The sequence below is a fragment of the Streptomyces sp. YPW6 genome (assembly GCF_018866325.1).
Lineage (GTDB): Bacteria > Actinomycetota > Actinomycetes > Streptomycetales > Streptomycetaceae > Streptomyces.
In genome coordinates this window covers 460,634-474,207 of the sequence record NZ_CP076457.1, presented here as the reverse complement: position 1 = coordinate 474,207, position 13,574 = coordinate 460,634, and the positions used below count along the sequence as shown (strand labels likewise).

13 protein-coding genes are annotated in these 13,574 nt (G+C 71.1%); 9 read left to right on the top strand and 4 right to left on the bottom strand.

Annotation, left to right across the window (positions count from 1 at the left end; translation table 11 throughout):
- Nucleotides 1-61: 61 nt before the first annotated feature.
- Nucleotides 62-913: a polysaccharide deacetylase family protein gene (locus tag KME66_RS02130; protein ID WP_216318280.1), complete on the top strand. Its 852-nt coding sequence runs from the start codon at nt 62-64 to the stop codon at nt 911-913.
- 63 nt (nt 914-976) lie between these two features.
- Here the strand turns inward: KME66_RS02130 and KME66_RS02125 are convergent, their stop codons facing one another.
- Nucleotides 977-1,639 carry a class F sortase gene (locus KME66_RS02125; protein ID WP_073223725.1) on the bottom strand — a complete coding sequence of 221 codons (663 nt, stop codon included), beginning with the start codon at nt 1,637-1,639 and terminating at the stop codon, nt 977-979.
- A 335-nt stretch (nt 1,640-1,974) separates the two neighbouring features.
- Here KME66_RS02125 and KME66_RS02120 point away from each other — a divergent pair, with 335 nt between their 5' ends.
- Nucleotides 1,975-2,457 carry a hypothetical protein gene (locus tag KME66_RS02120; RefSeq protein ID WP_073223724.1) on the top strand — a complete coding sequence of 161 codons (483 nt, stop codon included), beginning with the start codon at nt 1,975-1,977 and terminating at the stop codon, nt 2,455-2,457.
- A gap of 91 nt (nt 2,458-2,548) precedes the next feature.
- On the opposite strand, the gene KME66_RS02115 is transcribed toward KME66_RS02120, so the two are convergent.
- Nucleotides 2,549-3,112 carry a hypothetical protein gene (locus tag KME66_RS02115; RefSeq protein WP_216318277.1) on the bottom strand — a complete coding sequence of 188 codons (564 nt, stop codon included), beginning with the start codon at nt 3,110-3,112 and terminating at the stop codon, nt 2,549-2,551.
- Nucleotides 3,113-3,283: 171 nt separating this feature from the next.
- Nucleotides 3,284-4,048, bottom strand: coding sequence for a DUF4239 domain-containing protein (locus KME66_RS02110; RefSeq protein ID WP_073223722.1), 765 nt, complete (start codon nt 4,046-4,048; stop codon nt 3,284-3,286).
- Nucleotides 4,049-4,476: 428 nt separating this feature from the next.
- Here KME66_RS02110 and KME66_RS02105 point away from each other — a divergent pair, with 428 nt between their 5' ends.
- The 4 genes from KME66_RS02105 to KME66_RS02090 all read left to right on the top strand — a co-directional run bounded on the left by KME66_RS02105 (nt 4,477) and on the right by KME66_RS02090 (nt 9,051).
- Nucleotides 4,477-4,671, top strand: coding sequence for a hypothetical protein (locus KME66_RS02105; RefSeq protein ID WP_216318274.1), 195 nt, complete (start codon nt 4,477-4,479; stop codon nt 4,669-4,671).
- A gap of 168 nt (nt 4,672-4,839) precedes the next feature.
- Complete coding sequence (locus KME66_RS02100; RefSeq protein WP_216318271.1) at nt 4,840-5,805, top strand: SCO0930 family lipoprotein; 966 nt, start codon at nt 4,840-4,842, stop codon at nt 5,803-5,805.
- A 256-nt stretch (nt 5,806-6,061) separates the two neighbouring features.
- Nucleotides 6,062-6,880 carry an SAM-dependent methyltransferase gene (locus KME66_RS02095; protein WP_216318268.1) on the top strand — a complete coding sequence of 273 codons (819 nt, stop codon included), beginning with the start codon at nt 6,062-6,064 and terminating at the stop codon, nt 6,878-6,880.
- Entirely contained in the window at nt 6,877-9,051 is a 2,175-nt protein-coding gene (locus KME66_RS02090; protein WP_073223719.1) for a bifunctional diguanylate cyclase/phosphodiesterase, read from the top strand. Before KME66_RS02095 ends, KME66_RS02090 begins: the two co-directional genes overlap by 4 nt.
- 42 nt (nt 9,052-9,093) lie before the next feature.
- Here KME66_RS02090 and KME66_RS02085 read toward each other — a convergent pair whose 3' ends face one another.
- A complete protein-coding gene (locus KME66_RS02085) occupies nt 9,094-9,990 on the bottom strand; it encodes a LysR substrate-binding domain-containing protein (protein WP_216318265.1) in 897 nt (298 codons plus the stop codon).
- Nucleotides 9,991-10,122: 132 nt separating this feature from the next.
- Between KME66_RS02085 and KME66_RS02080 the strand changes: the two genes are divergently transcribed.
- Genes KME66_RS02080 through KME66_RS02070 form a run of 3 tightly spaced genes read left to right on the top strand, consistent with a single transcriptional unit; the run spans nt 10,123 to nt 13,485 of the window.
- A complete protein-coding gene (locus tag KME66_RS02080) occupies nt 10,123-10,791 on the top strand; it encodes a succinate dehydrogenase cytochrome b subunit (RefSeq protein WP_073223717.1) in 669 nt (222 codons plus the stop codon).
- A 1-nt stretch (nt 10,792) separates the two neighbouring features.
- Entirely contained in the window at nt 10,793-12,742 is a 1,950-nt protein-coding gene (locus KME66_RS02075; RefSeq protein ID WP_216318262.1) for a fumarate reductase/succinate dehydrogenase flavoprotein subunit, read from the top strand.
- Entirely contained in the window at nt 12,739-13,485 is a 747-nt protein-coding gene (locus KME66_RS02070) for a succinate dehydrogenase/fumarate reductase iron-sulfur subunit (protein ID WP_216318259.1), read from the top strand. Before KME66_RS02075 ends, KME66_RS02070 begins: the two co-directional genes overlap by 4 nt.
- The last annotated feature ends 89 nt before the right edge of the window (nt 13,486-13,574 follow it).

The window sequence follows — 13,574 nt, the reverse complement described above, 5'->3', positions numbered from 1 at the left end:
AAACGGTCGGCATGCGGTGTCGGCGGCCGGGGTCGGCCTCCCGCCGTGCGAGCAGTGGGCCATGACACGTGATCACACCGGCCCCGAGCGCCGTACCCTGCTGAGGATCGCTCTTGGCCTCGGCGCCGCCACCGCCGTGCACCTGGCCGCCGCGGATCCGGCGTCGACGCCCGGCGGCCCCGCCCGCACCGCGGGCACCCCGCCCGCCGCGGCGGCCGGGCCTCCGGCGAACGTACGGGGCAGGCCCTCCCCGTACCGGCTGACCCCCATGACCGCGGGCGCCCCGCCCCGGTTCAGACCGGCCAGGCCGCCCGTGCGCACCCGTCCCTTCGAGCACCTGCCCGACCTCGGGCACGCGATGGTCCTCACCTTCGACGACGGCCCCGACCCGCGGTACACCCCGGCCGTCCTGGCCACTCTACGTGAACACGGGGTCCGCGCGATGTTCTTCGTCTGCGGCGAGATGGCCAAGGGCCATCCGGACCTGCTGCGCGAGATGGCCGACGACGGGCACGTGGTGGGCAACCACTCCTGGTCCCACCCGCTGATCCCGAAGCTCTCCCGCGCCGCGATCCGCGGCGAACTGGGGCGTACCAGCGACGTGGTGGAGCGGGTGCTCGGCGCTCCGCCGCTGTGGTACCGAGCCCCTTACGGCGCGTGGAACCGCAACTCCTTCGAGATCGGAGCCGCGTTGGGAATGGAGCCGATGGCCTGGACCGTGGACACCCTCGACTGGAAGGAGCCGGGGACCGGCACCATCGTCCGGCGGGTTATGGACGGCGCTGCGCCCGGTGTCGTCGTCCTCTCGCACGACGCGGGAGGCGACCGCTCGCAGAGCGTCGCCGCGCTGCGCCGCTACCTTCCCCGGCTGCTGGAGAAGGGCTACCGGATCACGGTGCCGCACCGCGTCTGAGCGCGTGTGCGCGGGGTGGCGTCCCGGCTCTCCGCCGGGGCACCACCCCGCGCACGCTTACGGTCAGCGGGTGTCGACGAGCCGGGCGAAGACCACCACGTTGCCGTCGTAGCCGCCCGCCTTGGAGTAGCCCCCGCCGCAGGTGATCACGCGCAGTTCCGCGTGGCCCGTGTCGCCGTAGACGCGGGGGCCGGGGAAGTCGTTCTTGGCGAAGACCTCCACCCCGTACACCTCGAAGATCCCGACTCGGCCGTCGTAGCGGGAGACCTCGACGCGGTGCCCCTTCTGGAGCGATCCGAGGCCGTAGAAGACCGCCGGCCCGGACAGGTTGTCGACATGGCCGACGACCACGGCGGTGCCCCGCTGGCCCGGGGCGATGCCGTTCTGGTACCAGCCGGCGAGGTTCGGGTCCTGGGCGGGCGGTGCGTCGATCCACCCGTTGGCGTCCAGGTTGACGTCGATGATCGGCGCGTCCACGTCGATGGAGGCGATCTTCACCCGGGAGGCCGGGGCGTACGGCAGCGGCTGCACCGGCTCGTCCTCCACCGGCGGGCCCGGGAGATCCTTGCTCAGATCCAGCGAGGCGGCGGCCGCGGGCTGCGGCGGGCCCGCCTCCGAGAACTCCGTGCCGTTGCGCATGAGGGCGAGGCCGCTGAGCATCACCAGCGCGATCGCACCCCATGGCACCCGTCTGGTCCGCTCGCCCCCGGTGTAGTCCCGGCCCATGGTTCTCCCTTCGTCGCGACGCTGTGAACGCTAAGGGCGCCGCGTCCGGCCGGCGATCAGGGAGAGGCGAACGGGTGGCGGTGCGTCCGGCCCCCGGGGGCGCCCCTGATGGCTGACTGCCCATCGGAGTAATGAGCAGATAAAAGTTCTGACGGGCCGTGACCTGCGACTCCGTCAGATCCCGGGCTTCTCGCACGGCGTGTCGCATCATCAAGGTGGAGCAACGCCGAAGTGCGAGGCACCGGCCGACTGGTGAGTGTTCGTCCTGGGAGACGTTCTCGTCGATCCACCGGGGGACCAGCCCCCGGGGGCGTTTCCCGCTGGAGGTTCACACGATGCGTGCTTCACGCGCCCTCGCGGTCACCGCGACCGCTTTCGCGGCCGTCGGGCTGGCGGCCCCCATGGCCGCCGCCACCAACGGCCCGGTCAACGTCGCCGTCAACCCCGAGTCCGTCCACCAGGGCGGCATGCTGAAGATCACCGCGCAGGGCTGCGGCCACGGCGGCAAGGTCTGGTCGAACGCCTTCCCGACGACCACCCTCTCCGCGGGTGACGGCACCAACTACGCCCACGCCCGGGTCCGGGACAACGCCACCCCGGGGCAGTACCACCTGTCCGTGAAGTGCAGTGACAACAACCGGATCGCGACGCACAAGTTCACCGTGCTCGCCGGCAACGGCGCCCAGGGCGGGCTCGGCGGCTCGATGGGCCCGAGCTCCGTCGAGATGCAGGTCGGCGGCGGTCTGGTGGCAGCCGCTGCGGTCGGCGGCGCGGTCTTCCTCGTCCGGCGTCGGCGGCCGAGCCATGCGGCGTTCTAAGGCGTCGAACCTCCCGCCCGGCCCGATACGCCCGTCGCCCCGAGTCCTGGACCAGGACCCGGGGCGACTGCCGTGCGCCGCACGGTCGCCGTCAGTGGCGGCGGTCGGCGTTGCGGCGACGTGCGAAGTAGAGCGCGCCGGAGGCCGCCGCGACCACCAGGGCCCCGCCCGCGGCGACCTCCACCGTGTCGGTGGTGCCGGAGCTGCCGCCGAGGCCGCCGCGCACGCCGCCCGGCACGAGCGCCGTCGAGCTGGCGGTCGGGACCGTGGTGGGCGTCGGGGTGGGGGTGGGGGTGCTCGTCGCGCCGCTGGTGATGGTGAGGTTGACGTTGCGGGAGGTGCCGGTGGAGCCGCAGGTGAACGTCACCGCGTAGACGGCGCCCCTGCGTGCGTCGCTGTCCACGGTGGCGGTCGCCGTCGTGCTGCCGCTCGGGATCGTGGTGGTGTCGAAGATGCCCGAGCTCACCGTCGTCTCGCCCGTGCAGCCACCGGCGCCGAGCGTGACCCGGCCGCCCGGGGCGATGACCGAGGGAGTGATCGTCGGATTGAACGTGCTGGAGGCCCCGTCCGGCGCGGCGAAGGCGGCGGACGGGGCGAGGAGTGTCAGGGCACCGGCGCCGAGCAGGGCGAACGGTGCGACACGTATCGCGCGCATGGTGGATCCTCCGGGTTCCCCGAGGGGCAGCTGCGGAACCGATTTCCACATAGCAGGAAAAATGCACCTCGATGCCCGACACGCTAGGAGGGGTGCTCCCGGCCCGCGATCGGGGTCCGGCGAATGGGTCACGCGCTCCCCCGACCGGCGCACCGGCCGGGGGAGCGGGGGTCAGCGGGTGATGCCGGGGAACATGTCGACGAAGGGGTCGGCGGTGGCCGAGATGCCCCGGCCGAAGGGCGCGTCGAAATCCCAGATCAGGAAGAGCAGGAAGGCGATCAGCGCACTGAACAGGCCCGCCAGCAGCAGCTCGCGGAACGTTCTGCGGATCTGGAGCGTGAAGATCAGCCCCACCGTCACCAGCGCCCCGATGATCAGCCCGAACCAGACCACCCCGGGCATCGTCGCCCCGGCGTTCTGCCCCCGTGCGCTGCGGGCGTCGTCCGCCGTCGCGACCTGGTCGACCAGCGGCTGGTAGGCCTGCCCCTCATGGTCGGTCTTCGGCTCGTAGCCGGTGACGTCCGCCCGCACCTTCTCCAGCAGTTCGGTGCCGCGCTCGGTGAGCGTGTTCCGCTCCGACATCACCTTCCACTCGTCGGTGACGACATGACTGACATAGGCGTCGACGTCCGCCCGGATGCGGTCGCGGACCTCCGCCGGATAGACGGACGCCCGCGCCTGCACCTCGTGCAGCGCCTGCGCCTCGATGCGTACGGACTCCTGGGCGGCGCTGCGCCCCTCCCATACCCCGGCGATGGCGAGCCCCAGGACGATCGCGTAGACCACGCCGATCATCATCGTCATGTACTCCATGACGTCGGGGGTCTCGGAGGGGTCGTCGTCATCCCCGACCCGCCGGTGGTTCAGGACGACGATCATGAGGACGACCGCGCAGGCGGACGCCATGGCAATGCTCAGAACGAGCCATTCGGACATGCATCTCTCCTGGTCAGCGGGATGACCGCGGCCGCAGGACGGCAACGGCGAACACCGCCGGGGCGGTGATGAGCAGCGTCAGCGACACCAGGGACGGCCCGCTCCGCGGCCTCTTGCGGGCCGGTTTGCGGTACGTCGGCAGCGCGACGGGCCGGGACTCGGGCGGCTCGGTCCGCACCGGGGGCTTCGGTGGGGGCGAGGGCTTCGGAGGCGGCGCGGGAGGCGGAGCGGGAGGAGGGGGAGGGGGCGGCGGCGCCGGGGGCGGTGGTGGAGGTGGTGGTTCTGCCGCAACGGGCGGTGGTGGTGGCGGTGGAGGGGGCGGCGGGGGCGGAGGGGCCGGTTTCGGCGGGGGCGACGGTGGTGGAGGTGGCGGTGGGGGAGGAGGCTCCGGTCCGGAGACCGCCGCGCAGCCCCCGTCGCCCGCCACGGTGACCGAGGAGCCGCCCCCGTCCTGCCCGATGGAGGCCACCGCGCAGTTGTCGGCGGTCGCGGGCAGCGGTACCGCTGTCAGCCAGAGAAGCGCGGCGGCCGCCGTGAGCCGCGCGATGCGTGATCCGTGCACGACCGGCAGCATGATCCACGCCGCGGGGGAACACGCGGTCGCCGCAGGCGAGTTCGCCTGATCGTGCGATCAAGGGGCCGTTCGGGTTTGCCCGGTCGGCCGGACCCGCCGCATTCTTCTGCGGCTGTGTTTGAACGCGACCGGGTCGGCGTCCCGTACCTAGGGCCACGAACGGCGCGGTCCCGCGCCGGGATCACCACTGGTACGACGAAGCACCACGGGAGTCGACATGAACACCTGGCGCAACGCCTCGCTCGCGGTCACCGCGGCGGCTCTGTTGACGCTCACGACGGCGTGCGGTCAGGAACAGGGCGGCACGTCGCCGAACGGCCAGGCGGTGGGCAACGCCGCCCCTGCCCAGCAGCCCGCCGGGAGCGGATACGGATCGGACGGCGGCGGGTACGGCTCCGGGGCCGGCGCGGAGGCGCCGGAACCCGAGGAGGCCGGTCAACTCGGCGTGCAGGAGGACAAGAAGCTCGGAAAGGTGCTCACCGACAGCGAGGGGTTCACGCTCTACCGCTTCGACAAGGACACCGCGAACCCGCCCAAGTCGAACTGCGAGGGCGAATGCGCTGCGGTCTGGCCGGTGGTGGCATCGGGCAACGCCGTCGCCGCGGCCGGCACGGACGAGGAACTGCTCGGCGAGGTCTCCCGCCCCGACGGCACCAGCCAGCTCACCGTCGACGGCTGGCCGGTGTACCGCTACGCCAAGGACACCGCCCCCGGCCAGATCAACGGACAGGGCGTCGGCGGCACCTGGTTCGCCGCGGCCCCGGACGGGAAGAAGGCGGCGAAGAACGCCGACAGCGAGGGAGTCGCCGAACCGGCCGACCCCGCCGGACTCTCGGTCCGCAAGGACCCGGAACTCGGCGACATCGTGGTGGACGGCCGCGGTATGACGGTCTACCGCTTCACCAAGGACTCCGCCTGGCCGATGAAGACCGCCTGCACCGGCGACTGCCTCAAGAAGTGGCCGGTAGTCGCCCCTGTGGCCAAGAATGCGGTGGACGGTGTCACCACGAAGGGATTCGTCACCTTCGACCGCCCCGACGGCATCGAGCAGCAGACCATCGACTGCTGGCCGATCTACACCTTCGCGGGCGACAAGAAGCCCGGAGACACCAACGGGCAGGGTGTCGGCGGAACCTGGTACGCCGTATCCCCGGATTCGAAACTCGTCGGCGCCGCCAAGTAATCACGGACTCCGCAGAACAATCGCCCACGAGCCCCAAGTGGCCCCGAACCGCCGGGAAACGGCGCCCGGAGTGCCGGTCCGTCGCTGTCCGTACACACGCGGCGACGGACCGGCCGGGTATGCCACCGGAGTGTGACCAATAACGGATCGCTAATTTCCGTTTCCACTCGCTCTCTTGGCGGCCGATCAGTAGCCTCTGGTCAACACTGACCATGAACATGGCCGGACCGCCGTGGCGAACTTGTTGGAGACATCGATGGAGCGTCCCGCCTGGGCACCGCAGGGCATAGACATTTCGGTGCCGAGCGTGTCCCGCATGTACGACTTCTATCTGGGCGGATCGCACAATTTCGAGGTGGACCGGGAAGCCGCGCGCAAGGCCATGGAGTTCCTCCCGGGCCTTCCCAAGATCATGCAGGCCAATCGCGCCTTTATGCGCCGGGCCGTCCGCCACGCCGTCGACTCGGGCATCGACCAGTTCCTGGACATCGGCTCCGGCATCCCGACGTTCGGCAACGTCCACGAGGTCGCCCAGGCCGCCGATCCCGGTGCCAAGGTGGCCTACGTCGACCACGACCCGGTCGCCGTCGCACACAGCCAGGCCGTGCTGGAGGGCAACGACCGCGCGGTCATCGCCGCCGCCGACCTGCGCCGCCCCAAGGAGATCCTGGCGGCCCCGGAGGTCACCGGACTGCTCGACCTGGACCGGCCGGTGGCCCTGCTGCTGGTCGCGGTGCTCCACTTCATCGAGGACGCCGACGAGCCGTACGCCGCGGTCGCCGAACTGCGCGACGCCCTGGCCCCCGGCAGTCTGATCGTCCTGACCCACGCCTCCTACGAGGGCATCCCGCTCTCCAGGGAGGAGGCCGCCGGCACGGTCGGCGTCTACAAGAACATCCGCAATCCGCTGATCATGCGCTCGCGCGAGGAGATCGGCCGGTTCTTCGAGGGCTGCGAGATGGTCGAACCCGGACTCGTGTCGATGCCCGAATGGCGGCCCGAGACCCCGCAGTCGCCGGGACAGGAAGACCCGTACGCCTTCTCGGGCTTCGGCGGGGTCGGGCGCAAGGCGTGAGCATTCCCGCCCAGGCGTCCGGAGAGCCGGACGCGGAACCCGACGGTCCGGAGGGCCGGCTCCGGAGGTTCGCCAGAATCTGGAGCCGGGCCATCTTCCCCCTGACGGCCACCTCCCTGACCCGGCCCGAGTTCGAACAGCATCTGCTGCCCCTGGCACGCGAGCTGAACGGCATCCTGCACGCCCACCCCTTCGACGCCTCGCCCGCCCAGCGGGTCGGCGCGGCCCTGATCGACGCGCACTGCACCGATCCGGACGCCCTGAGCTCCACCCTCGGCGTCGTCGACTCCTACCTCGTCCTGTACTGCGGCGGCAACGGCCCCGGCACGCTGTCGACCGAGGACGGCCGCGCCCGCTGCGCCCGCATCCAGCACACGCTGGCCGCCGGGTTCACCGGTGCCCTGCGCGAACGCACGCTCGCCGAGCAGGAGGCCATCGCCCGCTCGGCGCTGACGGCCCGCTCGCACGCCGAAGAGGCCCTGCACGCCACCGAGGCCCGGTTCCGCGCGGTCTTCAAGGACGCCGCCATCGGCATCGGCATCGCCGACCTGGACGGCAACATCCTGGAGATCAACGACACGCTCACCAGAATGTTCGGCGGTCTGGAGCACCACGTCCGCAGCCACAAGGTGAACGAGTGGGTCCACCCCGAGGACTCGCCGCAGGTGTGGAAGTACTACGACGAGCTGGTGCGCGGCCAACGCGAGCACTACCGGGTCGAGAAGGCGTACTACCGCAACGACGGCACCGTCCTGTGGACCAACCTCACCGTCTCGCTGCTGCGCGACTCCGAGGGCCGCCCCGAGTACCAGCTCGCGCTGATGGAGGACACCACCGAGCGCCGGCTGCTCAACCTGCGGCTGCGGTACGAGGCCACCCACGACGCGCTCACCGGCCTGCCCAACCGGACCCTGTTCTTCGAGCGGCTGGAGAAGGCCCTCACCGCCCAGGAAGGCGTCCGCTTCGGCCTCTGCTACCTGGACCTCGACGGCTTCAAGGCCATCAACGACAGCCTCGGCCACGCCGCCGGGGACCGCCTGCTCGTCGAGGTCGCCGACCGGCTCCAGAGCTGCGCCACCGCGTCCGGTGAGATGGTCGCCCGGCTCGGCGGGGACGAGTTCGTGGCGCTGACCACCGGACCGGACACCGCCGAAGGGGTGCACGAACTGGCCGGCCGCATCCTCAACGCGCTCGCCACCCCGGTCCGCCTCGACGGCCGCGAGCTGACCGTCCGTGGTTCGGTCGGCATCGTCGAGGGGCCCTCCGGGGAGCGGAGCGCCGCCGAGGTACTGCGCAGCGCCGACATCACGATGTACCGGGCCAAGGCGGCGGGCGGGAACCGCTTCCAGCTCGCCGACGCGGAGGCCGACGCGCGCGCCATCACCCGGCACGGGCTGACCACCGCGCTCCCCACGGCCCTGGACCGGGGCGAGTTCTTCATCGAGTACCAGCCGCTCGTGCACCTGGGCGACGGCACGGTGCACGGCGCGGAGGCGCTCGTACGGTGGTGCCATCCGCAGCACGGGGTGCTCGGCCCCGACCGGTTCATCCCGCTCGCCGAGCACACCGGACTCATCGTGCCGCTCGGCCGCTGGGTGCTGGAGGAGTCCGTACGGCAGGCCAACTTCTGGCAGGAGCGGCACAGCGACGGCGGGCCGCTGCGGATCAACGTCAACCTGTCGCCGACCCAGCTGCACCACCCCCGGCTGGTCGCGGAGACGGTCGACGTGCTGGAACGTTCCGGTCTGGAGCCGGGAGCGCTCTGCCTGGAGGTGACCGAGTCGGCGCTGATCGGCGCCGACGACGATCTCCTCAAGCCGCTGCGGCAGCTCGCGGAGATGGGCGTCGACATCGCGCTCGACGACTTCGGTACGGGCTATTCGAACCTGGCGAACCTGCGGCGGCTGCCGGTGAGCGTGCTCAAGCTGGACCGTTCCTTCACCCGGGGCATGCAGCAGCACCCGGCGGACCCGGTCGATCTGAAGATCGTCGAGGGCATCGTGTCACTGGCCCACAGCCTGGAGCTGGCCGTCACGGTGGAGGGCGTGGAGACGGGCGCGCAGGCCGAACAGCTGCGCCGGATCGGCTGCGACACCGCCCAGGGCTGGTACTACGCCCGCCCCGGGGCCCCGGACCGCATTCACTCCCTGCTGCTGGCGGACGCGGTCTGAGCGGCGCGCCGGGCGGGGCCCGCCCGGCGCGCGGGGCCCACGTCAGCCGGGGACCGGCCGGTGCTCCAGCAGCATCCGCTGGAGTTCGCGCGCGGCCCGTGGCGGGTCCACGTCGCTGCGGTGCGCCAGCGCGATCGTCCGGCGCAGTCCGTCGCCCGCGAGTGCTGTCCGGCGCAGGTCGTGGCCCGCGCGGGCGGCGACCATGGCCGGCACGACGGCGATGCCGAGCCCCGCCCGTACGAAGCCGAGCACCGCGTCCATCTCGCCGCCCTCGATGGTGAACGTCGGCTCGAAGCCCTCCGCGCGGCACGCGGCGAGCGTCAGCTCCCGCAGGTTGTACCCGTGCCGGAACATCACCAGCGGCGCCCCCTCCAGATCGGCGATCCGGATCGAGCCGTCCCGTCCCGGCCAAGGCTCCGTCGCGGCTGACACCACCACCAGGTCCTCCCGCAGCAGCTCCACCGTGGTCAGCGCGGGCGAGGCGGCCGGCAGCGGCAGCACCACCAGCGCCAGGTCGAGGGCCCCGCGCGCCAGCTGACGTACGAGGTCGTGCGAGCCCCCCTCCTCCAGCAGCAGCCGCACCCCCGGATGCCGGTCGTGGAAGGCGCGCAGCAGATCCGGCAGCAGCCCGGTGCACAGACTGGGCGTCGCTCCGAGGCGCACCCGGCCGCTGCGCAGCGAAACCAGCTCCTGCACCTCGTGGCGCGCGGTCTCCGCGTCGGCGAGGATCCGCCGGGCCAGCGGCAGCAGCGCCTCGCCCGCGTCGGTGAGGGTGATGTTGCCCCGGGCGCGGCTGAACAGGTCCGCGCCCAGCTCCGCCTCCAGCGCCCGGATCTGCTGGGAGAGGGAGGGCTGCGACACATGGACCGCCTCGGCGGCCCGGGTGAAGTGCCGGGCCTCGGCGACGGCCACGAAGTAGGTGAGCTGCTGGAAGTGCATACGCCGACGATAGACCTCACCGATAGGCTCCACCTATGGAGATCAGCCATTCCATGTCTTGGACTGATCGGGTCCTCCGCCCCTACCTTCGTGTACATGGCATTGGCAACGCGGACGGACCGACGGCCGTCGATGACGCGTACGCTCTGGGACTCGACCGTCGGCAAGAAGACGATCATGGCCGTGACCGGTCTGGTCATGCTCGGATATCTCGTCGCCCACATGGTGGGCAACCTGAAGATCTTCTTCGGACCCGGTGAGTTCGACGGGTACGCCCACTGGCTGCGCACCCTGGGCGAACCGGTCCTGCACTACGAGTGGGCGCTCTGGATCGTCCGCGTGGGGCTCGTCGCCGCCGTCGTGCTGCACGGCGTCTCGGCGTACCAGCTGAGCCGCCGCGACATCAAGGCACGCCCCGCGAAGTACGTCCACAAGAAGCCCCGCGCGAGCTACGCCACCCGGACCATGCGCTGGGGCGGCGTCATCCTCGCGCTCTTCATCGTCTGGCACATCCTCGACCTGACGACCGGCACCGTGCACACGAGCTTCGAGGCCGGACACCCGTACCAGAACGTCATCGACACCTTCTCCACCTGGTACGGCAACGTCATCTACATCGTCGCGGTGCTCGCCATGGGCCTCCACGTCCAGCACGGATTCTGGAGTGCCGCACAGACCCTCGGCGTCGGCAACGCGACCCGCGACCGCATCCTGAAGACCCTCGCCACCATCCTCGCGGCGGTGCTGACCCTGGGCTTCGTCTCCGTACCCGTCGCCGTCATGACCGGAGTGGTGAGCTGACATGCCCGACTACACGCAGTACCGCACGGGCGAGCCCGCCGTCGACACGAAGGCCCCCGAGGGCCCCGTCAACGAACGCTGGGACACCCGCCGCTTCCAGGCGAAACTCGTGAACCCCGCCAACCGGCGCAAACACACGGTCATCGTCGTCGGCACCGGCCTGGCCGGCGGCGCGGCCGGGGCCACGCTCGCCGAACAGGGCTACCACGTCGTCCAGTTCTGCTTCCAGGACTCGCCCCGGCGCGCCCACTCGGTCGCCGCCCAGGGCGGCATCAACGCGGCGAAGAACTACCGCAACGACGGCGACTCCATCCACCGGCTGTTCTACGACACCGTCAAGGGCGGCGACTTCCGCGCCCGGGAGTCCAACGTCCACCGGCTCGCCCAGATCTCCGTCGAGATCATCGACCAGTGCGTCGCCCAGGGCGTCCCCTTCGCCCGCGAGTACGGCGGCCTCCTCGACAACCGCTCCTTCGGCGGCGTCCAGGTCTCCCGTACGTTCTACGCGCGCGGCCAGACCGGACAGCAGCTCCTCCTCGGCGCCTACCAGGCGCTCTCCCGGCAGATCGCCACCGGCGGCGTCGAACTCCACGCCCGCACCGAGATGCTGGACCTGATCGTGGTCGACGGCAAGGCGCGCGGCATCGTCGCCCGCGACCTCGTCACCGGGAAGATCGACACCTACTTCGCCGACGCGGTCGTCCTGGCCACCGGCGGCTACGGCAACGTCTTCTACCTGTCGACCAACGCCATGAACTCCAACGCCACCGCGATCTGGCGGGCCCACCGCCGCGGCGCCTACATGGCCAACCCCTGCTTCACCCAGATCCACCCCACCTGCATCCCGCGCACCGGCGACCACCAGTCCAAGCTGACCCTGATGAGCGAATCGCTGCGCAACGACGGCCGCATCTGGGTCCCCAAGGCCAAGGGCGACACCCGCCCGCCCGACCGGATCCCCGAGGACGAGCGCGACTACTACCTGGAGCGCATCTACCCCGCCTTCGGGAACCTGGTGCCCCGCGACATCGCCTCCCGCGCCGCCAAGAACGTCTGCGACGAGGGGCGCGGCGTCGGCCCCGGCGGGCAGGGCGTCTACCTGGACTTCGCCGAAGCCATCCAGCGCATGGGCCGCAAGGCCGTCGAGGCCAAGTACGGCAACCTCTTCGACATGTACCAGCGGATCACCGACGAGGACCCCTACACGGTCCCCATGCGGATCTACCCCGCCGTGCACTACACGATGGGCGGCCTCTGGGTCGACTACGACCTCCAGACCACCATCCCCGGCCTCTTCGCCATCGGCGAGGCCAACTTCTCCGACCACGGGGCCAACCGGCTCGGCGCCTCCGCCCTGATGCAGGGCCTCGCGGACGGCTACTTCGTCCTCCCCTCCACCATCAACGACTACCTCGCCCGCAACCCGCACACCGAGCACGTCGACGCCGAACACCCCGCCGTCGCCGAGGTGGTGGCGGAGACCGAGGACCGCATCAACCTGCTGCTGTCCGTCGACGGCGACCGCACCCCCGACTCCTTCCACCGCGAGATCGGTGAACTCATGTGGGAGTACTGCGGGATGGCCCGCACCGAGGACGGCCTGCGCAAGGCGCTCGCCAAGATCCCGGAGATCCGCGAGGAGTTCTGGCGCCGGGTCAAGGTCCCCGGCACCGGCGAGCAGTTCAACCAGTCGCTGGAGAAGGCGAACCGGATCGTCGACTACCTGGAGCTCGCCGAGCTCATGTGCCTCGACGCCCTGCACCGCTCCGAGTCCTGCGGCGGCCACTTCCGCGAGGAGTCCCAGACCCCGGACGGCGAGGCCGAACGGCGCGACGAGGAGTTCTCCTACGCCGCCGCCTGGGAGTTCACCGAATCCGGCGGCGCCCCCGTCCTGCACAAGGAAGACCTCGTCTTCGAGTACGTCCACCCCACCCAGCGGAGCTACGCATGAAGCTCACCCTGCGCGTCTGGCGTCAGCGCAACGCCGAAGAGCCCGGCGCCATGGCCACCTACGAAGTCGACGACATCTCCGCGGACATGTCGTTCCTGGAGATGCTCGACACCCTCAACGAGGAACTCACCCTCGCCGGGGAAGAGCCCGTCGCCTTCGACCACGACTGCCGCGAGGGCATCTGCGGCGCGTGCAGCCTCGTCATCAACGGCGACGCCCACGGCCCGGAACGCACCACCACCTGCCAGCTCCACATGCGGTCCTTCGCCGACGGCGACACGATCGACATCGAGCCCTGGCGCGCCTCCGCCTTCCCGGTCATCAAGGACCTGGTCGTGGACCGGTCCTCGTTCGACCGGATCATCCAGTCCGGCGGCTACATCTCCGCGCCCACCGGGACCGCACCGGACGCCCACGCCACCCCGGTGCCCAAGCCGGACGCCGACTTCGCCTTCGAGCACGCCGAGTGCATCGGCTGCGGGGCCTGCGTCGCCGCCTGCCCCAACGGCTCGGCGATGCTGTTCACCTCGGCGAAGGTCAACCACCTGGGCGTCCTGCCGCAGGGCGCCCCCGAACGCGAGACCCGCGTCCTGGACATGGTGGCCCAGATGGACGAAGAGGGCTTCGGCGGCTGCACCCTGACCGGTGAATGCGCAACGGCCTGCCCCAAGGGCATCCCGCTGCCCTCCATCGCCGCGATGAACAAGGAGTGGCTGCGGGCCACCCGCAAAGTCCGCCGCTGAAGGAAGCCCTGATCCGTACGGTTCCGGGTGCGACACCCGGAACCGTACGGGCACGACGGTGCACGGGCCGGCCGGGACCAGGGCCGCAC